The 25405-nt window shown below is 62.8% G+C and carries 21 protein-coding genes; 9 read left to right on the top strand and 12 right to left on the bottom strand.

The genetic code is table 11. From position 1 onward, the window contains the following. Nucleotide 1 precedes the first annotated feature (1 nt). The 3 genes from GAU_RS15070 to GAU_RS15060 are packed head-to-tail and all read left to right on the top strand — an operon-like array spanning nt 2 to nt 3864. Entirely contained in the window at nt 2-2752 is a 2751-nt protein-coding gene (locus GAU_RS15070; protein WP_015894757.1) for a TonB-dependent receptor, read from the top strand. Between the two features lie 35 nt (nt 2753-2787). Then, a complete protein-coding gene (locus tag GAU_RS15065) occupies nt 2788-3639 on the top strand; it encodes a DUF4249 domain-containing protein (RefSeq protein WP_015894756.1) in 852 nt (283 codons plus the stop codon). Nucleotides 3640-3642: 3 nt separating this feature from the next. Continuing rightward, the gene (locus tag GAU_RS15060; RefSeq protein WP_015894755.1) at nt 3643-3864 is read left to right on the top strand and encodes a hypothetical protein; all 222 of its coding nucleotides are present in this window, start codon (nt 3643-3645) and stop codon (nt 3862-3864) included. A 50-nt stretch (nt 3865-3914) separates the two neighbouring features. Here the strand turns inward: GAU_RS15060 and GAU_RS15055 are convergent, their stop codons facing one another. The 8 genes from GAU_RS15055 to GAU_RS15020 form a co-directional block, all read right to left on the bottom strand. Continuing rightward, entirely contained in the window at nt 3915-5030 is a 1116-nt protein-coding gene (locus tag GAU_RS15055; RefSeq protein ID WP_015894754.1) for a heavy metal-binding domain-containing protein, read from the bottom strand. Then, on the bottom strand, nt 5027-5995 hold the full coding sequence (locus tag GAU_RS15050; protein WP_015894753.1) for a GlxA family transcriptional regulator: 969 nt from the start codon (nt 5993-5995) through the stop codon (nt 5027-5029). Before GAU_RS15050 ends, GAU_RS15055 begins: the two co-directional genes overlap by 4 nt. A gap of 90 nt (nt 5996-6085) precedes the next feature. Then, a complete protein-coding gene (locus tag GAU_RS15045) occupies nt 6086-7777 on the bottom strand; it encodes an alpha/beta hydrolase (RefSeq protein WP_015894752.1) in 1692 nt (563 codons plus the stop codon). 166 nt (nt 7778-7943) lie between these two features. Further along, entirely contained in the window at nt 7944-10130 is a 2187-nt protein-coding gene (locus tag GAU_RS15040; RefSeq protein WP_169307701.1) for an outer membrane protein, read from the bottom strand. Nucleotides 10131-10647: 517 nt separating this feature from the next. Beyond that, nucleotides 10648-11112 carry a hypothetical protein gene (locus GAU_RS15035; protein WP_015894750.1) on the bottom strand — a complete coding sequence of 155 codons (465 nt, stop codon included), beginning with the start codon at nt 11110-11112 and terminating at the stop codon, nt 10648-10650. A 122-nt stretch (nt 11113-11234) separates the two neighbouring features. Continuing rightward, complete coding sequence (locus tag GAU_RS15030; protein ID WP_015894749.1) at nt 11235-12095, bottom strand: cytochrome c oxidase assembly protein; 861 nt, start codon at nt 12093-12095, stop codon at nt 11235-11237. A gap of 10 nt (nt 12096-12105) precedes the next feature. Beyond that, nucleotides 12106-13167, bottom strand: a complete 1062-nt coding sequence (locus GAU_RS21160) for an SCO family protein (RefSeq protein ID WP_015894748.1) — start codon at nt 13165-13167, stop codon at nt 12106-12108. Further along, complete coding sequence (locus GAU_RS15020) at nt 13164-13661, bottom strand: c-type cytochrome (RefSeq protein ID WP_083765681.1); 498 nt, start codon at nt 13659-13661, stop codon at nt 13164-13166. Before GAU_RS15020 ends, GAU_RS21160 begins: the two co-directional genes overlap by 4 nt. Nucleotides 13662-14036: 375 nt before the next feature. On the opposite strand from GAU_RS15020, the gene GAU_RS22315 reads away from it, so the two are divergent. Then, the gene (locus GAU_RS22315) at nt 14037-14207 is read left to right on the top strand and encodes a hypothetical protein (protein ID WP_015894746.1); all 171 of its coding nucleotides are present in this window, start codon (nt 14037-14039) and stop codon (nt 14205-14207) included. A gap of 102 nt (nt 14208-14309) precedes the next feature. On the opposite strand, the gene GAU_RS15015 is transcribed toward GAU_RS22315, so the two are convergent. Together GAU_RS15015 and GAU_RS22310 are read right to left on the bottom strand one after the other, a co-directional pair. Further along, on the bottom strand, nt 14310-14654 hold the full coding sequence (locus tag GAU_RS15015) for a cytochrome c-type biogenesis protein CcmH (protein ID WP_041265578.1): 345 nt from the start codon (nt 14652-14654) through the stop codon (nt 14310-14312). A gap of 204 nt (nt 14655-14858) precedes the next feature. Beyond that, nucleotides 14859-15218: a hypothetical protein gene (locus tag GAU_RS22310; RefSeq protein ID WP_156799067.1), complete on the bottom strand. Its 360-nt coding sequence runs from the start codon at nt 15216-15218 to the stop codon at nt 14859-14861. Between the two features lie 108 nt (nt 15219-15326). Between GAU_RS22310 and GAU_RS15010 the strand changes: the two genes are divergently transcribed. Continuing rightward, nucleotides 15327-17615 carry a CocE/NonD family hydrolase gene (locus GAU_RS15010; protein WP_156799066.1) on the top strand — a complete coding sequence of 763 codons (2289 nt, stop codon included), beginning with the start codon at nt 15327-15329 and terminating at the stop codon, nt 17613-17615. Here GAU_RS15010 and GAU_RS15005 read toward each other — a convergent pair whose 3' ends face one another. Next, nucleotides 17616-18077 carry a GNAT family N-acetyltransferase gene (locus GAU_RS15005; RefSeq protein WP_041265577.1) on the bottom strand — a complete coding sequence of 154 codons (462 nt, stop codon included), beginning with the start codon at nt 18075-18077 and terminating at the stop codon, nt 17616-17618. A 165-nt stretch (nt 18078-18242) separates the two neighbouring features. Here GAU_RS15005 and GAU_RS15000 point away from each other — a divergent pair, with 165 nt between their 5' ends. Both GAU_RS15000 and GAU_RS14995 read left to right on the top strand, forming a co-directional pair. After that, entirely contained in the window at nt 18243-18605 is a 363-nt protein-coding gene (locus tag GAU_RS15000; RefSeq protein ID WP_015894741.1) for an ArsR/SmtB family transcription factor, read from the top strand. Beyond that, complete coding sequence (locus tag GAU_RS14995; RefSeq protein WP_015894740.1) at nt 18602-19567, top strand: SRPBCC family protein; 966 nt, start codon at nt 18602-18604, stop codon at nt 19565-19567. The genes GAU_RS15000 and GAU_RS14995 overlap by 4 nt, the downstream gene beginning before the upstream one ends. 131 nt (nt 19568-19698) lie before the next feature. Here the strand turns inward: GAU_RS14995 and GAU_RS14990 are convergent, their stop codons facing one another. Next, nucleotides 19699-22419, bottom strand: coding sequence for an Ig-like domain-containing protein (locus GAU_RS14990; RefSeq protein WP_015894739.1), 2721 nt, complete (start codon nt 22417-22419; stop codon nt 19699-19701). On the opposite strand from GAU_RS14990, the gene GAU_RS14985 reads away from it, so the two are divergent. Together GAU_RS14985 and GAU_RS14980 are read left to right on the top strand one after the other, a co-directional pair. Then, nucleotides 22418-23146 (top strand): PEP-CTERM sorting domain-containing protein, encoded by a 729-nt coding sequence (locus GAU_RS14985; RefSeq protein ID WP_015894738.1) that lies wholly within the window; start codon nt 22418-22420, stop codon nt 23144-23146. The two genes, GAU_RS14990 and GAU_RS14985, sit on opposite strands and share 2 nt — an antisense overlap. Then, complete coding sequence (locus GAU_RS14980) at nt 23143-25362, top strand: hypothetical protein (protein ID WP_015894737.1); 2220 nt, start codon at nt 23143-23145, stop codon at nt 25360-25362. Before GAU_RS14985 ends, GAU_RS14980 begins: the two co-directional genes overlap by 4 nt. Nucleotides 25363-25405 lie beyond the last annotated feature (43 nt).

Genomic DNA, 25405 nt, shown 5'->3' with positions numbered 1-25405 from the left:
CATGAGACACTTGCTGCTTGCCCTGGCGCTGTTGGCGCCGGGGAGGCCGGGCCGTGCCCAGGAATCACAATCGTCACCGCAGTCGCTGTCTCAGGTGCAACCACCAGCAGGATTTGTCACGCTGGAGAGTGTCACGTCTCCGCAGGGGGCGTTGGCCACCAACGTCACCGTGGACATGAAAAACCAGCCACGGGTTGCCATTCTCGCCGAGATCGCTCGGCAGGCCAATCTGTCATACGTCGCCGATCGGGCGCTGCCTGGCATGGCCGCGTCGGTCACGCTCACGGTGTCACGAGTCCCGGCCCGTACCGCGGTGTTGCGTCTGTTTGCCGGAACATCGCTGCGGGTGATGGTGAGTCCGAGTGGTCAACTGGTGGTGGCGCGCGCGGCGACACCCGGCGCCCCTCTCGAGGAAGCTGCGCCCGCATCGGACCGTAACGAGCGCCTCTCGGGTTTTGTGCGCAGCCAGGCTTCAGGTGAAGTCCTGCGTCGTGCCACGATTCGTGTGGACGATGATGCGCAGATCCGACAGACCAACGAAGAGGGCTTCTATGCGCTCGTCCTGTCGGCCGGTGCGCACCGCCTGCGGATACGCGCGCTCGGTTATGCGCCGCTCGATACCACCATCCAGATCACGTCGCGTCTGCAGTTGGACTTCGCTCTGCGTACGCAGGAAGCCGTGCTGTCCACCGTGCAGGTGCAAGCCTCACGGGAGGACCGAACCGATCTCGATCCGCAGTCGCCGCAAATGAGCGTGCTCAAGATCGACATGAAGACCGCGCGTTCAGTACCGCCGATGCTTGGCGAGGTGGATCCCGTTCGTACGCTCACGCTGCTGCCCGGTGTCTCCACCACCAGCGACGCATCGACCGCGTTTTCCGTGCGTGGCGGCGGCGCCGATCAGAATCTGATCCTGCTGGATGAATCGACGATCTACAATCCGTCGCACATCCTGGGATTTCTCTCCACGTTCAACGCCGATGCGATCGACGATGTGATGTTGTACAAGGGCGCGATCCCGTCGCGATTCGGCGGACGACTGTCGTCGGTCGTGGATATCCGTCAGCGCGACGGCAATCGCGAGAAGTTCACCGGCAGTGCGTCCATCGGTTTGCTGGCCAGCCGCGCGCTGCTCGAGGGGCCGCTGCCGCTGCTGCGCGGATCGTGGATGGTGGCGGCGCGCCGCTCGTATGCCGACGCCTTCCTCGGTCTGTCGTCGGATTCTTCGCTGAAGAGCACCACCGCCTATTTCTACGACCTCAACGCCAAAGCGAACTTCGCGCTTGGCCGGAACGGCACCGTGATCGCGTCGGGTTATATGGGACGCGACGAACTCGCGCAGCGGAGAGAAGGCTTCGGTGTGGGCTGGGGCAATCGTGCGACCACGCTGCGCTGGAACCAGGCCATCGGCGGGCGTCTGTATTCGAAGGTGACGGGTGCCTGGAGCGACTACGACTACAAAGTGGGATTCCGGATGGATCCCCATGATTCGGTCCGCTGGGTGGCCGGCATCCAGAGCTCCGATATCAAGGTGGACGAGACCTTTCAGCTCACCGCCTCGCAGAAGATCGAATTTGGCGGTGAATGGACGCGCAACATCTTCAAGCCCGGCAAGGTGCAGACCTACGGCGACGCGCTGAACGCGCGCTCCACGGAGGTGGAACCACGCTACAGCATCACGCGCGCCGCCTACATCGCCCATGAACTGGAACTCGGCAGTCGTATCGGCATCCAGTACGGACTGCGATTCGCCGACTTCGCACGTGTGGGGCAGGCCACCCGGTACAGCTACCGGAACGGATTGCCGGTGGTCTACAACCCTGGCCTTGGCCGATACGAACCCGGGACGCTCGTCGACAGCAGCACGGTGAAGAAGGGGGCCGCGATGACGAGCTATAGTGGCGTCGAACCCCGGGCATCGATGCGCTTCTCACTGACCGACAATCAGAGCCTCAAGCTCAGCTACGCGCGCACGCAGCAGTTCCTGCAGCTCATCTCCAATCGCAATTCGGTGACCCCGCTGGATGTGTGGGAGCCGGCGGGGCCGTTCGTGAAGCCACAGGTGGCCGACCAGTACGCGTTGGGTTGGGCACGCAACTGGAATGGGTACGAGCTGTCGGCTGAGACGTACTACAAGACCGCGGAAAATGTCGTCGATTTTGTGGACGGCGCCGACGTCATTCTGAATCCACGCCTCGAGACGATTCTTGTGCAGGGCCTTGGTCGCGCCTACGGCCTGGAATTGTTCGCGCGGCGCAGCACGGGTCGCCTGACAGGCTGGGGCAGTTACACTCTGGGGCGCGCCGAGCAGCGGTTCCGCGCAGCGGGCACACAGAACGGTGGCATCAACCGGGGACAATGGTATCCCACGCCGTTCGACAAGACGCACAACTTCACGCTTGTGGGCGTATGGCAGTGGAAGCCCAATTGGACCATCGGGTCGACGTTCTCACTGGCCAGTGGACTCCCAGTGACGCTGCCGTCGTCGCGCTACTTCGTGGACGGGATTCTCGTACCGGAATACAGCGCGCGCAACGGATCACGGTTGCCCCTGTACCATCGTCTCGACCTGAGCGCGACCAGAACCTTCGGTCGTGGTGAGTTGCAGTTCGGCGTGCTCAACGCCTACAACCGGTTCAATGCGCAAGCGCTTCGGGTACGGCAGCGCGCAACGAATCCCCTGGAGTCCGAAGCAGTTCAGTCTTCGATTTTCGGCCTGGTGCCGAGCATCAACTACATCTTCCGGTTTTGAGCGCTCATATGCAGGCACGTGTACGAGTGACAACCATGATCGCCATGGCCGTGATGGTGGCAGGATGCGATCGTGTGGTGGATATCACGCTTCCCGATGGGCCGGTGCAATTGGTCGTAGAGGGTCGTGTGGAGGCCGTCCATGGCAGCGTCAGTGGGCATCAGGAAGTGCTGCTCAGCGCCTCCGCGCCGTACTTCAGCAATCAGGCGGCTCCACCGGCCCGAGGTGCGCGGGTGATGATTGCCGATGGTACTGGCCGAAACGTGGTGCTGCAGGAATCCACCACCCAGCCGGGGCTCTACCGCACTGATGATCTCGTGGGCGTCGTGGGGAGCGCATATACGCTTCGCATTCACTGGCAGGGTGACGACTACGAAGCGGTGGACACCCTGCTGGCCGTACCACCCATCGACTCGATGTACTTCGCGCCACGCAAGAACACGGGATTCGACCCGGGATCCGGATCGGGCAAGCCAGGTCCGCGGGCTACGATCGACACGCGGGACCAGGCCGGAGTGCCGAACTACTACCTGTGGGACATGTATGTCGACGGCAAGCGTATCGTGGAGGTCGACTCGGCTGAATGGGCGCGGCCCATCGACAGCGACCAGCTCTACGATGGATTGCCGCTCCTGGCCTTTCAGTCCCACCCGAACGTGGCGTTGAGTTCAGGGCAGATGGTGCGTGTGCGTCAGCAATCACTGACGGCCCAGTCGTATCGCTACTTTCGCAACCTGAACGACCAGCTCGACGGAGACGGATCGCCGTTTTCGATGCCACCCAATCCCGTGCGCGGCAATGTGGCGAACAAGACACGACCCGATGCGCGAGCGCTGGGCTACTTCATCGCCACGCACGTGTCAGAACGTTCGATGCGGGTGCCCTGAACCATGCCGATCACCGTTGGCCAGTCACGTGTCGCGCGGAAGTCGGCGCGGCGTGTGACACTCGAGGCGCGTGAAGCGCTTGGTATCGTGATATCCAGCGGTGATGCGGAGCCGGCGGCGCCCCGCATCGTGGCGTTTGTGTGGGGACCGGCTCCTCTGGCGCCGGCTCCTCTGACGCCGGATGTGATGGGGGCGCCCCTATGGGGCGCGATACCTGCAGGATGAACGGCCGGATAGGGGCAGGATAGTCAGGTGAGTCGGCGTACGTCGTGCCGTCACGGCATGCCGTAGAGGATTTGGGCGGCGGCGGCGCCCATGCGTTCATGATCGTGGCCGACGCCGGGGATTTCGTGGAGATGCCAGTGGAGTGGCACGTTCAGCCTGCGGGCCTGCTGTTGGCCTGCGGCGAAAAAATGGCGTCCACGTTCCAGACGACTGATGCCGTGCTGGTCGAGTTTGGGCGTGTGCAGATGAATGCCGCCACGCTCGCCGTCGTTGTCGAGTTCTCCGAGCAGCACGTGTAGCTGTGCGCTCAACGCCGTGGTGAGTTCACGGCTGGTGATGCCGGTGCCGGCGAGGCCGGATAGCTGCGGTTCGTCGAGTGACGGAAGCGTGTACAGCCCGGCATTGGCGGCGAGGAGGCGCCGGGCTTTGGAAGTTGCGTGAAACAGTGCCAATCGGTGCAGGATTTGTGCACCAGCCGAATGCCCGAACATGTCGTACTGTGTGGCCGCGGAACCGGTGACCTTCACCAGCAAACCGAAAATCCGGTCGAAGTCGGGGAAGAGCCACGACTCCCGGTGCGGGTTTACAGTGAATGAAATGTCCTCGTCGCGCAGGTTGATCACGGTGGGCGATTCGCCATTCACCGACGGCGGCATGTTACGCATGATCAGATTGCCGATCACCCCTCCCATCTGGTACGCCGAAAAATCATAGCTGGCTTCGGGGTATCCCAGCGCGGCCACCAACACATTGGCCGACTCCGCGCGCGCGATCCACGGCTCACGATAGTCGGCCGCATCGCGGGCAGATCCGGGCAGTATCAGCAACACCGGTGACTGCGGCGTGAAACGACTGGGCACGTAGTAGGCTACCGTGATGCGGTGCGACTCATGCCCCGCGCCGCCGGCAGTGAGAAACGCACCTCGCCCTTGTGCCAGCGTCTTGGGCTCGAACGGCAACGGTGCTGTTTGCCGCTCTATCAGGACCATGCCACAGGCAGGGCACTTGCCGGGCGCGTCGAATACCTTGCCGTCCATCGCGCAGCCGCAGGGTGCGCAGGCATACGTCGCACCGTGATTCAGCCCTCGCGACCATACCGCGTCGCCCGTGACCGAGGCGCCAGCCAACGTGATGCCATGACGCATGAATTCACGACGGGTGCTCATCGCGGTCTCCGATTGGCGAATCGTTGTTGGTATTCACTGGGACTCACACCCAGCTCGCGCTCGAAGGCGCGGCGAAATCCATCCACGCTCTGAAAGCCGGCACCGCTGGCCACCCGTTTGATGCTCACGCGACCACCGGCCAATGCCGTGCGCGCGCGGTCGAGGCGCAGTGTCACCACGAATCGTCCGGGGGTGATGCCCATCGCGGACCGGAAACGCCGGGCAAACTGCCTCGGACTCATGTTGGCTCGTGTGGCAAGCGCTTCCACCGACAGATCGGCGTCGGGATGATTGGTGGCCCAGAGACACACTTCCTGCAGTCCGTCATCGTTCATGGCCTGCAGTCTGAGGGGCTCCGAAAACTGGGCCTGGGTGCCGGTGCGCCGGAGGAACACCACCAGCTCACGCGCCGTCGCCGCCGCGGTGCGTACCCCGAGGTCCTTTTCGATGATGGACAGTGCGAGGTCGATGCCAGCCGTGACGCCACCCGACGAATAGAGCGGGCCGTCCTGTGTGCAGAGCGCATCCGACTGCACACGCACCGCTGGATAGCGGCGTGCCAGATCGTTGGCGTGTGCCCAGTGCGTGGTGAGAGTGCGTCCATCCGCCAGCCCCGATTCCGCTACCGCATAGGCTCCGGTGCACACACTGGCGATGCGTACAAAGGCGGCATGGTGTCGGCGCAGCCAATCGCCGAGGGCTTTGAGTGTTCGTGGGTCTCGCACGCCGGAGCCCCCCGGCACGAGCAACAGGTCGGCCGCCGGTCGTTCCGGTGCTCGGCGGTGTGCGCGCAGCAACAGACCGGATTCCGTGCGCACGTCGAGTGCGCCCAGGCTCCAGGTGTCGATCGTGTACCCAGGGGTGTTGTTCCCTGTGCACGCTGCGGCAAACGCCTCGAGCGGTCCCGCGACATCGAGCGCGTTGACGCCGTCATACAACAGCGTCGCTATGGTGATTGGTGCCATGGTGTGATTCCTCCGCGGTCAAGTTTGCGCGGAAGAGGCATGGCAGCAATGACAGGAATCAGACCAAAACGGACATCGCGATCAGGCGCGTCAGAGGTCGCGGCAGCAGGGGGCCGTCATGAGATGCTCGGTCAACGCCTCGAGGGACTCCGGGGTCCATCCCGGTGCATTGGTGAGTGCGGCCCAGGCTTTCACGTAGTCGCGCACACTGTACATGTGCCCGAAGCCGCGCGGTGACTTGTCGGCCGACATGAAGTCGATAGCCAACTGTAGCATGGTGACGAGCGGGTACCAGCGCAGGCGTGGTGTGACATCGGGGCCACGCGGCTCACGCAACCATTCCGGCTGTTGCCAGGCGATACGGGCATCGAAGAACGCGACGGGGTCGGATGCATACTGCAGGTAGAGAATGCGGAATCGCCCCCACGGCGCCGACAGTTTAGTGGGTGACGTGGCCTGGTTGGCAAAGCGCACCGTGCTGCCACCGCGGTACACCGGCAACCACATCGGTGAACCAGCGTCCCGATTGTCCACCAGGGTACGCCAGTTGGTACTGCGAAATGGTGGACCCACCCACAGCGCGCCGTTGATGGGGTCGTCCATCTGGTCGTAGATGTTCAGCGCTTCACCGGAATTGAGCGCACCAAGACTCACTCCGTGCACATACAATCGAGGCCGGCTGTCGCGTGGCAGGGCGCGCCAATGCGAATACACCCGCTGAAAGAGTGCCGCGGCCGTCTCCGAGCCGTACGCGGATTCTGCCAGCAGCGACAGCCAACTGGGCAGGTACGAGTACTGCACAGCCACCGTGGCCACATCACCGCGATACAGATATTCCAGAGCGGCGACGGCTGGTGGATCCACCCATCCCGAGCCGGTGGGTGTGGTGATGAGCAGCAGTTGCCGATCGAACGCGCCACGTCGCTGCAATTCGGCAAAGGCCAACTCCACACGCGCCGAAATGGAGTCGGCCACCGTGAGACCCACGTAGATGCGTACCGGCTCCGCATCGACAGCTCCAGCGACGGCGCGAATCGAGGCCGTGTCGGAGCGTGTGCCGATGAAGCGTCGGCCATGCCGTCCCAACGATGCCCAGGTGAGCGACGACGGTGATGCCATGGCGGCAGACTCCGATGCCCGTGCGGCCTCGGAGTCGTCGACCCACTGATCGAGCTCACGATAGGTGCCGTCCATGGTACGCAGCAGCCCCTGAAGCAATACACCATTGGCCAGTGTCCATACGAGCACACTGGCCGCCGCAAACCCGAGTGCGGACGACACTCGACGCGGCATCCATCCCTGCGAAGGGCGCGCCATGGTGCGCTGCAACACCCGGAACAGTCGTGCGGCGGTGAGCACCAGGAGAAACAACACAATGGCAATCGTTGCCACGAGCCAGGGATACCATTCGTCGAGGGGCGGCAGCGCCATGACGGATCGCACATCGTTCTGCCATGCCGACGAGCGCACCAGCCCTACGAGCAACGCCAGGCCCGAAAGTGACAGGGTGGCCATCACCCATCCGCGTCGCACCCGTGGCGCGGGGACTGGAAATTCGAAGTACCGCCACACGGCACGCACGATCAGTCCTACGGCATAGCCTACGCACATCGCGAGCCCGCAGAGCAACCCCTCCAGCACCCAGGTCCGTGGGAGCAGACTGGGGGTGAGCGACAATGCCGCCAGCACGAGGCCCGTGGCGACGCCTTCCGCTGGTGCGGGGGCCAACAACGTGCGTTGGACAACGACCCGCAGTGGCCAGGTCCGGGGATCCGGGGTCATGTGCTGCGCCGCCGTTCAATCATAGAAAGGAACTTGATCACGAATCATCGACTCTGGCAGGGACGGCGCATCGCTTCGGTTGCGCGCATATGTTGGAAAACACAGGCCCCGGGCTCGCACGTGATGTCGCGGGACCGGGGCCTGCACTATGACACGCTACGTCGTGCTATCGACCGCGGCTCAGGCCGACGAGGATACGCGTCTGATTGAACAGATTGATGCCTTGCAGTTCCACGTTCAGAAACAGGGGCTTGTCGCCCGAACGCAGAGCAAATGAGGAACCCACCGCCGTGTTGACGCCCAGCACGGTGGGGGAGAAAACACCGGCACCCAGTGTCAGGTAGGGGCGCATCGCGCTCGAACCGCCCAGAGCACCAAACGCATAGCGGGCGTTGGCCAGCGCGAGCACGGAGGTGCTGCCCTCGCCCATACCCACCGCCAGCTCCGGCACAAAATGCCAACCGCTGTTGGCGTTCACCGGCCCGAGGTCGGCACGCAATCCCACGACGAACTGCACGTCGCCATCATCCATGCCCAAGCCGACATACGGACTGAGGTCGCTGGTGCGGGTCTGCGACAGCCGCTGGAATACCGGCCGCGAATTCCGGTCCACGACCACGGTGTCTCGTGCGCCCGGTGCAAGTGGCGCCACCGGATTGATCGTCGTGATGTTCGGTGCAGTGTTGGGGCGCTGCTGCACTGCATCGATACGTGCCGACAGGCGTCGTTCGATTTCGCGCAACTCGGCCGCCAGGTCGGTGGGCAGTGGTGTGCCCGTCCGAACGACCGACGTATCACGAATGACCACCGTGGTGTCGATGCGACGGGTCGCCGCTGTATCACGCGGCACCATCACCGTGTCCACACGCGGCTTTGGCGCACTGTCGGTGCTGGCACGAGGCGGGACGCCGTACCGCAAAATGATCTCACCCTGTTCCGGCACGGGGATGGTGATCCACTGACCATTCGGTGTCTGGCTGCGCACCATGCGCGTGCGATTGATCACCGTGGAGTCGCGGTACACGCGGGTGCTGTCCGCCATCATGCGACCCGAGCGCGGGTCGCGGTCTTCCATGCTGCGCATCAACTCGCGATCACGGAGTTCACGTTCGCGCAGTTCGAAGTCGCGGCTTTCGCGCATGCGTTCCGTACGCGCACGCTCAGCACGGAGCTCGGCTTCGCGTTCACGCGCCGACGGTGTGGAACGGCCACCAAGGCTGATCGTCAGACCGGCGGTGATCATGGTGTTGTGCGTCAGATCGCCCGTGCCGGCCACGTTGTCGAAATTGTCATCGACGGTCATGACATAGTCCCGAATGCTGCCGTTGATGCGCACACGGTCCGTCAACCGGAAGCTCGCACCACCGCCGAGAATGAACGCGGTCTTGTCGGAGCGTGAGAAACCCAGCGAATCGACGAAGTTGTCTTTGTAGTCGATCTGGCCCGCGCCAACGATCAGGTACGGCGTGAGACCAGCACCAGTGGAGAGATTGAACTGGGCTTCACCGCCGTAGCCGGCAACCGGCGCCGGACCATCACGGTCATCGTTCACGCCACGCCAGTAGAAGCCGCGCACGCCAAACACCGATGAGAAGTCGATACCGGCCCGCACACCCGCCACTTCCAGATTGGGCAGGTTGTGTTCACCGGCGTACTTCAGTCGGCCGACAAACGGCTCGAGTGGTGCGGTGGAGCCACTGAGGCCTTCCGACGACACATCTTCCCGCATGGTGCTGAGCGGAATCGTGACTGCCGCGCCGTACACCAGGTTGCGCATGGTGGTGAGACTGGCGCCGGTGGTGGTGTCGGCACCAAACAGCGAGCGCGGATTCATGCGAAAGCCCATCTGCTCCGCGTACAGTTCGGCGTTGAGACCGCCAATGCCAAATCGTACGCCACCCCCCGCGCTCAACGCGATACGATCCTGTCGATCACCGGAATCTGGCTCCAGCCGCAAAACACCGGCGCCCGCACGGGCAAATGGCACGAAGGTGGAGCTGCCGAAATTGAGCTGGACGTTGGTGCCGTAGTGCTTGAGATCGACCTTCCGGCCGGCGGACAGTGGGCCAAACGCGGAATGTGCCCGGGTGGAATCCATTCCGATTCCAGCCCGTTGAAAGTAGAACGGCTGCAGCTCGACCCACTTGCCAAAACGCAATGCGACACGACCGCCATAGAGGTACTCGTCATCCAGCGGAAAGTCGTCGCTCCACTGAATGCGCTGCGCGCTTGGAAGTACGGACACGCCAATCTGCTGGGCACCAACGGGTGTGCTGCTCGAAATCGCCGCGGCAGACAGCAGCGCGAGGCCGAGAAGGTTGCGGGAAAGTCGAATCGAACGAGAGGTGGGCATATGATCCTGGGTGTTGGTGGGAACACCAGTGACATGCGAGGACGGCGCGTTGGGGCGATGATCATCGGCATGTGTGGGCAATGCCTGGCGCCGATCGCTGGCTGGTGTCGCGCTGCGTGCAACGCGGATATCCGCGTGATGCTGATCATGCGCATGTGTGCCTGCATGACCATTTGCATGGTGAACAAATGCCATGCATAGCGCATCGTCCTTATGGCCTAGACGAAACTCTTCAGTTTGGATGACCTCGCCTGCGCGACTGAACCACGCAATGCGATTTCCGCTCATCTGTTTCGGTGTGCAATACATCACATATGCGCACCTTGTACCTCAGGTGCACGACCCGGCCCAATCAGCTACGCAATGACTGCATCACGGAAAGATCCGACTCTGTGATATGTGATGCATGGTGACAATTGTCGCATTGTGTCGTAGTGCGATTTGGAATACGAGCCAAGAACGGCGGAAAGCTGCGCTTCACGAAGAACATGTGAAGATGTCGCAGCCTGGAGCGCCACTATCGCGAGCGACCCCAGGGCAGAGAAACGACCCCCAATGGCACGCCAACATAGGAAGAGTTCGGCACCCGACCCAGAATTCTGTACACACCGTTTGGCAACGAGCGAAGGTTCTTTTCGAGTACCGTTCGGCTGATGATCACGCTATCGCGTGCGGGAATTTGGACGATGCGTGCCATGCGGTCATAGGAATCCGGTGGCAGTTCAATCATTGCCGCATCATTGGTCGGCAGGAGTTGAATACTGAAGGGCTCGCCTGCCGGAACTTCAAAGCGTCGCCCTTCCGATGTTGGATTCTTGAGGATCATCCTCAGTGTGATGGCTGAGTCGGCCATAACGGGCCATTCAAAAGATCCATGCACCACCAACCCTTCGACGGTATCACGGTAGGTGCCCGGTTCGTCTGGTGACGACGTGCACGCGCCGAACACCAGAAGGTACGCGAAAATGTGTGTTGCTCGCATGAGCAGTGTCCTCGTTCAATGAGACGGTCCAATACGTTCGCAATATGGGGTACGGTCTTGCGAAGACTCAATGTCATGGCGCGACATGAGCATCCCATAGTCGTGCGCAAGGTTACGCATGGTCACAACGTCTCCGGATTCGCCTCTGATCCGAGCTCCCGGAATTGCAGCCCGATGGCAATCACCACCAGCGGCGTGCCCAGGAGAAGCATCACGCCTCCGGCGACCTGTTGGTCCATACGAGGCGAAAGCACGCCAAGGGGCGGCGCCAACTCGTACGTGGCGTACAGCGGATAGTCAGCCACCAGCAGCCACATGCCGATGAACACATGGGCAATGGTGCCGGCAAACAGATAGCCGATGCGCATCAGTGGAGACAGGTACGTCTCCGACGGCACCTCCGACCGTGGCATGATGAGCGGCCAGGCGAACGCCAGTCCGCTCACCAGCCATGACATGTCGAGCACAAACGATCCGGTGGCCGATGCCACGAGTGCATCGGCTACGGGCGGCAGGTGACTGACGATCATCACGCCGGCGAACAGCGCCATCGCGACCGCGGGTGATGTCATCCGTTGCCATACGCGGGCACCGATTGCGAGCAATCGGTGCTGTGCCAATCGATACTGCGTCAGTCGATAGCGCCCCGCTGGACCGATGCCACCCAGCAGCAACGCCGGCACCATCATGGCGAGCACCACGAACTGCACGGCGTGCACCGAAGCCAGGTAACCGGCGCCGAGTGCACCAACCGGCCAGTCGAGCGCCGCCCAGAGCAGCAGGAGCCCCAACGTCATGCTGACCCGTGACCACACCGACGGAGGTGGCAACATCACGGCGTTCGTTGATGGTTCCCCCGGTCGATTGAGCATCGTGAGTCCCAGCAGGGCGAGTCCCACGATGATCCACACGCCCGGATAGGGCTGCCATGTCCAGGTCCACACGTCGGCGCGCGCGGCGCACCACCACTGCCACTCGGTCATGAGGATGCGCTCAGTGCTGGTGTGAATGTGCCGCGTGTTCGTCGGGGATCATGCCTGCCGGCGTGACGCGGGCAGGGATGGTCACCACACCGGTGCGGCGGAACGTGAGTTGCAACGGCACCGTCTGTCCGATCTGTCGCAGGCGTTCATGGGACGGCAACATGCCGTGCAACACACCGTTGCTCAGCGTGGTGGGCGTGCCGGCCGGTATCACCAGGCTGTCGATCGACGTCATGTGCTGACGCTGTCTGGCATCGGTGACGGTCTGGTGCAGCGTGCCACTCGCCACGTCGACAACCCCAACCGCCAGCAACACGTCGTCGGTATGGCCGCGATGGTCAATCGTGAGGTAAGCCGCGTGCTCACGCCCTTCGATGGCCGACGTGATCGCACCTCCCGTGATTCGCAAATCGCCCGCGACGATCGTATCCATGACGACGGGCGTTGGTGTACCGGCGCGATACGTGAGCAACCGGGGCATGTCACGCGCCCAGGTGGTTTGTCGTGTGCCAAACGGATACATCACATGCGCGAGGTTGTCCGGTGTGAAGGCGATGACCTGCGTGGCGTGTCCCACATCGGTCTGTCGACTCACCGGGTCCACGGTGACGGTGGAAGGCGGCAGACCAAGGGACATCTGGATGCGCCCCACTTCATCTTCGGTGCCTCGCAGTCCGATGAAGTCGGTGGCAAACTGATCGAGCCAGTGCCGGATGATGGCGCTCGAGTCGCGCCCGGGATCGACCGACACAAAGACCACTCGTACCTGCTTCCGCTCGGTCGCACTCATCGACTGCATGACGGCGGCCAGGTTGGCCATATGCACGGGGCATATGTCGGGGCAGTGTGTGTAGCCGAACAGTAGCAACGTCAGCTTGCCGTCGGTGTCTCGTCGAAAGTCGAACACCGCGCCATCGGTGGCGGCCAGCGCAAACGCGGGTTTGCTCAGTGGTTCGGCTATTGGAGCACCAGCAAAGACATTGGCTGGTGGTGTGGTGTCGCCGGCGGAATCACCACACGCCATCAGCGTCAGCCACAGAACGCTCAGGATCACGGCACGTGTGGCACTCACCGCAGTGCCTCCAGATCCCGTTGTGTCAGTGGTGTGGTGCGCGAGCTCGTGGCGGCTCGCACCTGTGTCACCTGTTCGGCCGTCACCGGCGACGCCGTATTGCCGAAGTGCGTTCGCACGTACGTGAGCACGGCCGCCACCTCGGCGTCGTTCATCGGAATGTTGGTGCCATAGGGCATCATGGCACCGTGGTACGTGGTGCCGGCCACCGTGAGCGCACCCTGCACGCCGTGCAGTACGATGGCGATGGGACGCGAGACAGGGCCGGTGACCCATTCCGAACCGGCCAATGGCGGGAACGCGCCGACCAGGCCGGCGCCGGTGCTCTGATGACAGGCGATGCAGCGGCCATACAGTGCTTCGCCATCGGGGCCGGCGGTGGTGGTGGCACTGGCCGTGGTCGTATCTGCTGGTGTGTTGGCAGCTTTCTCGCCGGCACATGCGACCAACAGAATCAGCGCCACGATGGCGAAGACGTTCATGAGGGAGGACATGAGAGAGGGATGTCAGGTGTGGGCCGAGCCCATCGCCGCGCACGCGTAGGAGCACGCGGCGGCCGCACTGCAACGCAGTGGCCGGGGCAGGGAATGACGATGTCAGGAACGGGAGCCGGTCGTGCCCGGGCGCCGCGCATGGTCAGCGGTGCGCGATAGGCGGTGCGCGATAGGCGGTGCGCGATCAGCGGTGCGCGATCAGGAGCGCAATTCGCCGTGAGGGGGAGCGGTGGACGGCGGCTGGCGCCAGGGCGCTACGGATGCCGGCGCCGCATACGCGCTGCGACTGACAATGACACGCGGGGCAATGACAATGGCGTTTCCGATACTCCGCACGACGGCCTGCGGAGCGATGGGGGCGCAGCAGGGCGTGGCATGGCAGCCCGTCGCATGCTCGCGGTGCTCCCCGTGTTCATCATGCTCCTGGTGCGTCTCTGGCACCGGCGCATCGGGCACCATCTCGTGCACATGATGCGTACGCACATGCGTATGCACATGCGTATGCACAGGCGCGTGCGCATGCTCGTGTCGGTCACCGCCCGCTGATCCGGCGATCGTACCCGGAAGCGCGAATGGCCGCATACCCAGGAACAACTGGAGTATGAGGACACAATACGCACCGAGTCGACGCTGGACGGACATGGCGGTCTACCGCGCGATCGTCTGACGGCGCAGCCAGCGGGTCATCCACACCGCGCCAATGAGCAGGAACAGACCAGGCGCCGCCCATCCGATCAGACCAAAGCCCTCGGCCTTGGGTGTGGAGCGAATGGCGCTGCCAAAGTCCCGTTCGAGGTCGGCTTCGATGCTCGCCCGACCGTCACCTCGCTGCACCCGCGCGATGATGACCTGCCGCAAGCTGTCCGCCGAAGGGCTCGGACAGGTTTCCAATGTGAGCCCCGGGCAGAACGGACTCATTGCCGATGTGATGATCGCACGCGCGACCGGTGGTGTGGTCGCGCCTTCAACCGATGTGACGATGGGTTGATTCATGGACCTGTCTGGAGACGGGCGAACCAAAGTGTCCCGCGCACCATCGTGTCGGTGGGCGGTCGGGAAGGGTGGGTGGGGCTACATGTTGGGGAGCCAGCAATCCATGCAGCAGCGCATCGTCTGCACACCGGAGGCGGTGCAGGCGATGGACAGGCCGTTCAGATTGTCGCAGAGAGGGCAGTGCGCCCTGAGCAGACGCTCGTGTTACGCGCGGGGCGGTGCGTTGGCAAATGGCAGCAGCCGATCCGGGCGATCAACGCGGACCGTCGGTGCTGCGGGTGTTGCCAGAGGTTTGGCCGGCACCATAGCCACCAACACCGTGGGCGCGTGCGTGGGCCTGGCTATCGTAGCCGGGATGCAGCAGCACCACTCGGCGCAATCACAGGGCGCGGCCGGCGTCTCGTGCTCATGCGCGTGTTCATGCGCGTGTTCGTGCGCCGCGTCGGTCGTATCCGCTGACGGTGACATGCTCGCACACATGTGTCCAAGCTCCGGGGACAGGATCCGGAGCAGGAACAGGGCGAGTACAGCGGCGCCCGCGCGACGGCGGAGTGCGGCGACCATGTCGATAATCTGGACCGCGGTCCGCGGCAGGTGAACCCCTGGCCCACGAAGAAACACGGAGGCACGTGGTGTCGTAGGTTGGCTCACCCCATCCTTGGAAATGCACGTATGAATCCCTTCGTTCCAGCCGCTCGGCGCATCCCGCCAGCCGTCATCCACTGTGTGGCTGGCATGATGTTGTGTATCGCGGCTACACGGAGCGTTGATGCACAACCTCTGCGCCTGGCGCCAGCGGCGGAACGTGAGCCGGCCCTGCTTGATACCGAAGTCCGTCGTCTGGCGATCGCCTTGCTTGCCCAGCCTGATGGCCTCTCCGACGCGGCGCGCTCACTACGCCAGCTAACCGATCGTGCCTATCTGCAGTTGGCCGCCAATGATTCCACGGGTGCTTTGGCCTCGCTGCGTACCATCGCTGCGCGATCGGACGCACCACGCGCGGCGGACAATCCTGCGCTGGTGCTGCTGACCGCGCGCGCCGAAGCCGGCATGGCCGCACCGACCTTCGAGCGCGCGCTCCGGCAGCGGCTGACGGCATTGAGTGATCGGGACGCGTTCGAGGTGGGCTGGTACCTCGAAACACCATTCTTCGTGTTCGAGCGCAATCTTGCCAGCGCCGTCTCCCGCGCCACCACACGCGATTCCCTGTCCAACGCCGACGCCATCACGCTGGTGCGTAGCCACGTGATGCAACGCGCGCTGCAGGCGCTGGAATCGTCCTTGCCCGAGGTACTCGCGGCGGAGAACACGCGTCGCTACCTGACCGATACCGCCGTGCTGGTGCGCACACGCGAAGGGATCACCTTGTCGGCTGTAGTGGTGCGACCACGCCGTACCACGACGCGGCAACCCACGGCGTTCAACTTCACCATTTACACCAATAGCAGGCAGCATCTCGAAACGGCGCGGCGCGCGGCATCGCACGGATATGTGGGTGTGGTGGCCGACGCGCGCGGGAAGCGACTCAGTCGCGACACCATTCGTCCGTACGAAGCAGAGGCGAATGACACCCATGCGGTGCTCGACTGGATTGCCGCACAGCCGTGGAGCGATGGGCGAATCGGCATGTACGGCGCCAGCTACGAGGGGTTCACGGCGTGGGCGGCCACCAAACGGAAACATCCGGCGTTGCGCACCATTGTCGTCTCGGCGGCCGCCATTCCTGGTCAGGGCGTGCCGATGGAGAACAATGTGTTTCTCACGGCGAACTATGCCTGGCCGTTTTATGTGAGCAACAATCGCGAGCTCGACAACGACACGTACTTCGATCGCAATCGGTGGAATCAACTGGCCGAACGTTGGTACGAGAGTGGAAGGCCATTCCGTGACATCGATCAGGTGGATGGAACCCCCAACCCCCTTCTGCAACGTTGGCTGACGCATCCCACATTCGACAGCTACTGGCAGCGTATGGTGCCCTATGGGGCAGACTTTGCCAGGATCGACATCCCTGTGCTGTCCATCACCGGCTATTTCGACGATGGCCAGATCTCCGCGTTGCACTATGTGCGTGAGCACATGCGGTACCGGCCCGATGCGGCGCACTATCTGGTGATTGGCCCATACGATCACGGCGGTGCAGGCGCGGCACGCAAGTCCGCGGAAGTCAGGGGCCATGTGCTCGATTCTGTGGCGCAGTTCAACACCACGACGCTGACCTTTGCCTGGCTCGATCACGTCTTGCGTGGTGCCCCCAGGCCAGCGCTGCTGGCGGACAAGGTCAATCACCAGGTCATGGGCGCCAATGTGTGGCGTCATGCACCGTCGCTGGCGGCGCTCGCTGAACGACCACTCCGCCTGTATCCAACCGCAGCGCGTGATGGTGCACATTTCACACTCGACACGGCGCGGAAGGATCATCCGGGCATCGTGCGCATCGCCAACATGGCCGATCGCACCACGCAGCATGTCGGCTACTATCCCGTGAACGTACTCGGCCCGGTGCCGGAGTTCGGTGATGCACTCACGTTTGTCAGTGCACCGTTTTCAGCACCCACCGAGGTGAGTGGTGCCATTTCGGGATCACTCGAGGTGATCACCAATACCCGCGACTTCGATTTCAATGTGGTGCTATACGAATTGCTACCCGACGGACGGGTGTTTCATCTGTCGTATTATCTCGGACGGGCCAGTCATGTGCGGGATCTTGCCCAGCGGAAACTGCTGGTACCGGGCCAGCAAACCACGCTGCCGTTCACACGGTCGCGCATGACCAGCCGACGTATGCAGGCGGGGAGTCGGCTGTTGCTCGTGATCGATGTGAACAAGGACGCCGGGCATCAGGTGAATCATGGCACCGGCGGCGATGTGAGCGCCGAGCGTGCGTCGGACGCCGTGACTCCAATGAGCCTGCGGTTGATGCCGGGCAGTTTTGTGGATGTGCCCGTCCGGCGGCCATGATCAGAGCTCGGTGAGCTCCATGTACACATCGGCTCGCGCGTATTCAGATCCCGGCGGCATCGGGGCATGATGAAAACCGAGCCGTTCGTACAGCCGAATGGCGCCCTGCAGCGAGCTGTTGGTCACGAGAAACAGCGACTGCGCCTGTTCTTGTGCGCGCACCCACTCGACCACCGCCTGTCCGAGCAGGAAGCCAAGCCCGGCACCCTGGTGCGCTGGGTCGACGGCCATCTTGGCCAGTTCGTAGCGACCATTGCCGACATGGACGGCCGCTGCGGTACCAGCGGCCACACCGCGCTCGACCGCGAAGAAGATCTGTCCGCCTTGGTCGATGATGGCCGTTTGCGGATCATTCAGAACCTTGAGGTCGGCTGGCTCGATAGTGAACAGCCGCTCGATCCACGCACGGTTGAGCGCGGTGAAGGCGGGCGCGTAGGCAGGAGAGAACGGGACAATTTCCATGCAGTAAGCTATGTCTGGAGAACAAGGGATTCCGGATCCTTCGAGCCATCTGTTGCTCACCGGGTGGGCGCGTCGGCGTCGACTCTCCTCACGGTGTCGCACCCACTTGCGCAACGAATTGTGCCCTTTATTATACCAAACAGTTAATTAACTAAACGGTACGACATGCAAGATCCGCTCAGTCAAACCTTCTCCGCACTGGCAGACCCTACGAGGCGGGCGATCCTTGCCCGGCTCCGGGAAGGGGAAGCCAGTGTCACCGAACTCGCTGAGCCGTTCCTGTCGCAGATGACGCTCCCCGGCGTCACCAAACACCTCAAGGTGCTCGAAAAGGCCGGTCTCGTGACTAAGGGCCGCGATGCGCAGTGGCGACCGTGCCGGCTCAATCCGGAACCGCTCAAGGACATCAACGAGTGGATGGAGGCCTACCGGGCCCACATGGAAGACAGCCTCGATCGACTTGGCGAGTACCTCAAGACCGTCACCCAGAACGCTCCCACCACCCCGTCCGAGAACCACGAACCATGACCGCAGCGGCAGCCAGCAACGAGATTCGCCTCACCCGCGTGTACGACGCGCCCGTCGCGGCGGTGTGGGATGCCTGGACCGACCTGGCCCAGGTGGCCCAGTGGTGGGGACCGCGAGGCTTCACCATCACCACCAAGTCCAAGGACCTGCGCGCCGGCGGGCACTGGGACTACATCATGCACGGCCCCGATGGCAAAGACTGGCCGAACTACGCGCGCTACCACGAAGTCGTGCCGCGTGAGCGTCTTGTGTACGATCACGGCGCATCATCGGCCGACGCGAAGCCGCTGTTTCATGTGGTCGCACAATTCCGCGACCTGGGTGGCAAGACGCAGTTCGACATGTGCATGACACTCGCCACGGCCGAAGAGGCGCAGAAGACACGCGGCTTCATCAAGGCTGCCGGTGGCAACTCCACCTGGGATCGCCTGGCCGAGTATCTGGAGAAAGACGATCAGGGCCGCGAACTGTTTGTCATCAACCGCAGCTTCGATGCGCCCATCGCCTCGGTGTTCGACATGTGGACCACACCCGCGCATCTCGCGCAGTGGCTGCCGCCCACTGGCATGACGATGGCCTTCCGTCGCGTGGACATCCGCACGGGTGGTGATGCGTTCTGGTCGATGTCGAGCGGCGACTTCACCATGTACGGCCGTTTCGAGTATCTCGACGTGCAGCGTCCCGATCGCATTGTGTACTCGCAGTACTTCGCCGATGAACACGAGAACATCACGCGTCAGCCGGGCGCGCCCACGTGGCCGGAGAAGATGGTGACCACAGTGACGTTCACGGAAGAAGGCGCAGGGCAGACGCGGGTGCAGGTGCGCAGTGAAGTGCTTGGCGTTGTCACAGCGGAAGAGATCGCGGCCTTTGTCGCGGAACGCTCCGGCATGACGCAGGGCTGGACGGGGTCGTTCGACAAGCTCGAGGAACTGTTGCCGAGCGTCGCAGCGCACTCCTGAGGAAGATCCCGCGAACGCAAGAGAGGCGCACCATTCGGTGTGCCTCTCTTGGTGTATGTTACGGCAAAGCGAGCGGTCGCCGTTCACTAGCGACTTCGGGAAGACTTCCGGCGAAGCTGCTCGACGACCCCCTACCAACCTCGATCGACCGCCGTTTCGAGATGGCTCCGCAGGGTCTGGAAGAGTGCGGCATCGATGGGAAACCGCCACGACAGCAAGCGCGGGCGCAGGTCGGCCCGAACGGCAGCGCTCAATGCCGCCGCCGCAAAGGTGGCCCGTTGAGTGGGAGTCGAGTTGTCGGGCACGGCGAAGCAGTTCGCGTTACCTCGGAGCGTGGCACAGACGAACGGATCGTTTCGGAAGGTGCGTGCATACCGTGGAACCCAGTCCCAGCCGTAGTCGCGGATCAACTGGGCATGAATACCATTGAGCATGTCGGCATTGAAGCCATTGGGCTCGTTATGGTCCGTCCACGCCTGAGTGGACTCTCCCCAGCGTCGCAGAGCCACACTGAACCTGGCAGTATCCTCATGGAATGTGCCCGCCACGCTCGTGCGGGCAGAGGCACTCAGGCGACTGGAATTCATCATGCGGTACGATGACCACAGCGACAACAGCGATGCGTCGCTTTCCAGAAAGGTCGATCCCCGGGCGTTATAGAAGACGGCACGCCCCTGCTGCGCCAGCGTACTCTGGTGTCCAAGCTCATGGAAGATGATGAACCAGCGCGGATGGTTGCCATACGCGCCATTCGGGAAGGCAAAGCAGGGCGCGCCGAATGTGAGAGGTAGAGATGAAAGACCACAGACCACCTCATCGTCCGTCCCACTTGATTGCGGCAGCAGCGGATTGTTGGGTATCGCCGCATTGTTGGCTTCCTCGAGAGTCATTCCCATGAGCTCCTTTTGGCCCAGCCACCCGACATCGAACGCAGTGCGCCAGTCCGGAACGGTTGCGTCAAGGTCGGCAATCCACTTGCGCGGCAGGACAAGACGCCAGTGCTCGGTTGCCACGATCACACGATCAGCCGGCACACTGTGGGCGACAAGGAGCATCAGTCCTCGAACCGGGGCGAGCGCTGTCTGGGCCCGGATCCGGAAGGACCATGTCCGCCTGTCGCCGATACTGGTGAATGACACGACGCCGTTGGAGTCCACAGAGAAAGCGGCCGGTGGATTGCCACCGCTGTAGTTGTCGACGCGATACGTCACGAGGCGCGGCGGAACCACCAGGCCTCTCGCGTCGATCACCCTGATCGTCGCATGACGTGTCGGAGACACCCAGTCAGTGTCATCCCGGAAGCGGAGCGGAGCCATTGGAGCATCCGTTCGGGTCGCAAACTGCGCCCGAAGTGCAGACTCCGAAGGTCCCAGCGATGCCTCGAGCTGATTCTGGACATCCAGTTCCACTCCAACCGTCCACGTAGCCCGAGCGTGACCGTTGATATCGGTGACGTCAGTCAAGGGTCGGACGGAACCGTTGCCCGTGGTGACCCGCCAACGTACCGGGGAACCCGAGACGGCATTGCCGAATCGATCCGTCACCAACACCATCACCGTATCGATCGTCGTCCCCGCAATCATCAGAGCGCTCACTGGCTTCGCCGGTGTGAGCGACTCTGGCGCCCCTGGTTCGAGTAAAAACGCTTCGGTGAGCGTCTCGATGAGGCCGGTGGATGTGAAGCGCAGGCGATAGGTGCCGACGGCGCCATCCACCCGCAGATTGGCGAAGCGCGCGAGCCCCTCCGCCATGCTTTGTGCTGTACTGCCGACCAATACGGCGGTACGTGCCCCATCCACCAAAACGAGCGACGCCGCGATGCGCACGGAGTCGCTCCCACGTACAGGGTATCCGTTGCGGTCGACGAGTTGCACGATCGGTTGCGCTCTGAACGCGACGCCAGCCATGGCGCCCAGAGGCTGAGACAACACGGCGAGGCGCGTCCCACGCTGGGCGACTCGCAGACGCACCTCTGCTGAGAGCGTGCTTCCAGCGTTCACCCGGAATACTGCGTCACCATTTGCGAGCGCGGTGACGAGCCCGCCGGGAGTAATACTGGCGATCTCGGGTGCGAGGGAAATCCACGTCGTGGTCGCGTTGGCAATCACATGGCCGTTTGCATCGCTTGCGGTCGCGTGCAGCGTGACGGTATCGCGAAGGGCGTGTAAGCGCATCGAGTCTGCGGCTACGCGCAGCGTCGCGGGGCGTTGACCGACGACCACACGAGCCGACGCCCTGAGCGTGCCGACCGCGACGTCGATCGTCGCTACGCCGTTGGCGAGCGCCGTGACGACACCACTCCCTGATACACTGGCGACAGCAGTGGTAGTTGAATGCCAGGTTGGCACCACATTGTTCATTTCCCTGCCACTCGCGTCGCTCACCGTTGCGCGCAACACGATCGTGTCTCCAAGCGACGAAAGCCTGGACGAATCGGGAGCTACACGAATGATTGCCGGGATCGGATTCGTCGGAACCGGGTCCGGCGGCGCGGATGGCTGTGCTTCGCGGCCTCCGCACGATGCCTGAAGTAGGAGGAGGACCGCGCTGGTCACCGTAAGGCGGATCGAGCGAGTGCGAACCAGTGGAATTGATGCAACAGACTCTGACATGGTTCCTCTTCGACGAAGAGAGACGTTCGCAGCGACAGTTACCAGCTGATGACCGGCCGGGTAGCCTATCCGGCGGAATAGATACTCTGAAGGGTGCTGAGTTTCCCTAGTGCACGCTGCACCATGCCAATGACAATTCCCTGATGAATAGTGAGTGTGCGCGTATAGCGCCCGCACCCTCACGCGAACGCCGGGAGCTGTCATGAATTCTGCTGCACGGATGGTTGGAATCAACAGCATGTCCCGGTTCACGGAAGGTACGACGCCGGTACGGACACTCGGGCGCGCGTTCAGGTACGGTATTGCCACCTTGGCCTCGGCGCTGCTCGCGACGTCGGCCTCATCGCAGCAGTCCATGCCCCTGTCGGCCTGTACTGTGGGACCGCTCCGGAACTGCGCCACGATCGATTTCAGTACTCAAAGCGTCGTGGACGGCACGATGCTCCAGATCGCCATCAACAACATGGGGTCGCTTACCCAGCCGCTGATGGGCACGAGCATCTACAACCTCGTCTTCGCCACCGGGGCAACGACGCTGGCCACGCCACTCGATCTGATGCTGTCGCCAACGGCCCAGGGATCGGCGACGATCACCGACAATTCTCCCTGGAGTCTGTTCTTCGGAGGCGATGTCCTGTTCCTGAGTGCACTCAATGATCACGGCGTCGGGAACTGCGTTCCGGCTGGCAGCAGCGCGGGGTTTGGACAGGCCGGCAACACCTGCGGCGGCAATGACGCATTTGTGTTCTCCTTCCTCTCACCGATTGGGCTGGATCTCTCGACGTTCTCACTGCTCAACATGGAAGTCGTCGGGCTCGGGAGCGCCCCATTCGCCGAGAGTTGTGGTGATCCCGACATGCCGTGTGGGTCGGTGCCCACATCGACGGTACCGGAGCCGGCGACGCTGGTGCTTGTTGGCGCGGGGCTGATCGGCGTGATGATCCGTCGTGGGAGGATCCGCTCATGAGTGCGCGTCTCTTCCAAAGATTCTCGGCGGCCGTCGTGGGGGCCGCCTTGTTCGTTGGTGCCTGCAGTGACCGGGCGACATTGGTCGATCCGCCGAGCCACCCAGGTGCCGTGCATCTCTTGTCGGGGAATGAGGGAGGCGCATCCGGACTCTTTGCGTGGCTCTCGCCACTGGGCAACGGCGCGGCGGCTGCGGCGGACTTCGACGGGACATCGAATCCGGTGGTGGAGATCTGCCCGTGGGTCAATGGCGCATGCAGTGGACCCGCCACGGTCGTGTTCAGCACCACGCCCACAGCGGGGCAGGAGCCACTCACGCGCAATGCCGGTGTGGGGCGCTATGAAGCGTGGTGGAACATCATGAGTCCTACACTCACCACTCGCCGGACTTATCGGATCCGCACGGTGGTGGGGGCTGCAGAGCAGGGCGCCGTGCTGATTGACGTGGTGCGCGGGCGATGGGGCTTGCGTACTTCACCGACTGTTGCGCCGCTGCTGACTTCAGCGACGGCAGTGTCCATTCAGTTCAGCATCTACAAGAATCGTGCGGAAGGCGACGTGGGGCCGGCCGGTGGTACGATCGTCAGCCGCGATGGTCGGATGCGATTGGTGCTGCCCGAAGGCGCGCTGGCCAATCCTGTACGATTGACGGCCGAGCCGGCGAGTGGTTTGCCAACCGCGCCGCAACCGTTGGCGCCCGGAACTGCCTGGGACTTCGGTCCGGATGGATTGCAGTTCCTCAAGCCGGTGGTCATCACGATCGCGTATGATCCGACCCGACTGCCGGCTGGGCTGGACGAGAGCGAACTCCGCATCCACAAGGTGGTGAACGGCGCGTACGTGCAGCAGGATGCGGGACGTGTGGATACCGTCAACAACACGGTGTCCGCCGAGATTGCGAGCTTCAGTGTGTATGTGGTCATGCGGAGAAATCCGGACAATCGCCAGGATCTGGAATCGCCGATGATCCGGAACATGCTCTTCCGGAATGGGGCGAGCGGCCCGTTCGCGAGTTCCGCCACGCTCGACGTTACGAATGGGGACGCCTCGCTTGGGATTCTCCTTGCGATCACTGACAACGCGGCTGGGGTGAAGTTTATCGATGTGCGGCTGCTGAGTCCCAGTGGTCGACAGATTCGCTTCCCATGCTACTTTGATCGCCCGCCGGACTCGGGAAGCGATACCAACGGTGAGTGGATTTGTCAGTCGACATTCCCGCGCTATGCCGAAGCAGGAGTGTGGCGCTTCGACATGGTCGGGCTAAGCGACAATGTCGAAAACTTCGCTGTCTGGCGTGTGTATCCAGCGGGCTTGTGCGATCGCGCAGGCGTTGGCGCGCGGTGCCTTCCCGCACCACCTAGCCTCAACATCGTAAGCGGACAACAAGACATCACGCCACCCAGCGTGTCGCGGGTACAGGTACGCCGCGATGGCGATCTGAGTTACGGCCCGACGGTCACTATTGACGCCAGTACGCGACCCTGGACCTTGTTGTTCGGCGTGGATTTCACCGATGATCGCTCCGGTGTCGGGAGTCACCTGCTTTTCGACGGAGCGCTCGGTACGATCACCGGTCCCGTAGGGCAGACGACAGAATTCTCATGTAGTCGTTCGAGTGGTACACCAACTGCGGGACTCTGGGAGTGTCGTCTCTTCATCCCCGCAGGGGCGCAAACGGGGACGTGGCGACTCACCAAGCTGATTTTCTCTGATCGCGCTGGCAATGGAGGGTGGACCCGGAACGTCGACTATGTTCCGAACGGCGCCTCGCTCTGCCGATCGACGGGAGGCTGCTTCATTCCGCCGACCGTCCTGATCACAGGCAGTAGCGATGGGTCACCACCGGTGCTCCAAGCGATGAACATCCAGACTCCAAGCCCCCGCGTCGTGACTGTCAATCTCACTCTGACCGACGATATGAGTGGGGTGCAGAACGTATGGCTCTACTGGAGGAGTACCACAACAACACAGCACGCGGAATGTGTTGCGACGCGCACTTCTGGTTCGCCAACATCCGGAGTCTGGTCATGCACCACGACCTTCTCGTCGTTGGCAGCTATAGGTCAATGGAGACCGCAAATTGATATGCAGGACGTCGGGGGCAACCGTCGGGTGTATACGTGGCGGGCGTCAGATGGCTTCATGTGCAATCACGATTTGATCAGTCCGACGGTGTGTACGTACGTAGGACAGACAGATATCGTGTTGGAGCCGTAAGTACACACGCTCACCAACGACCATCGAAGGACAGCCAGGGCCG

The organism is Gemmatimonas aurantiaca T-27, from assembly GCF_000010305.1.
In the GTDB taxonomy this organism is placed as follows: Bacteria; Gemmatimonadota; Gemmatimonadetes; order Gemmatimonadales; family Gemmatimonadaceae; genus Gemmatimonas; species Gemmatimonas aurantiaca.
The sequence above is the reverse complement of the archived record's forward strand: the minus strand, read 5'-3'. Positions and strand labels throughout refer to the sequence as shown.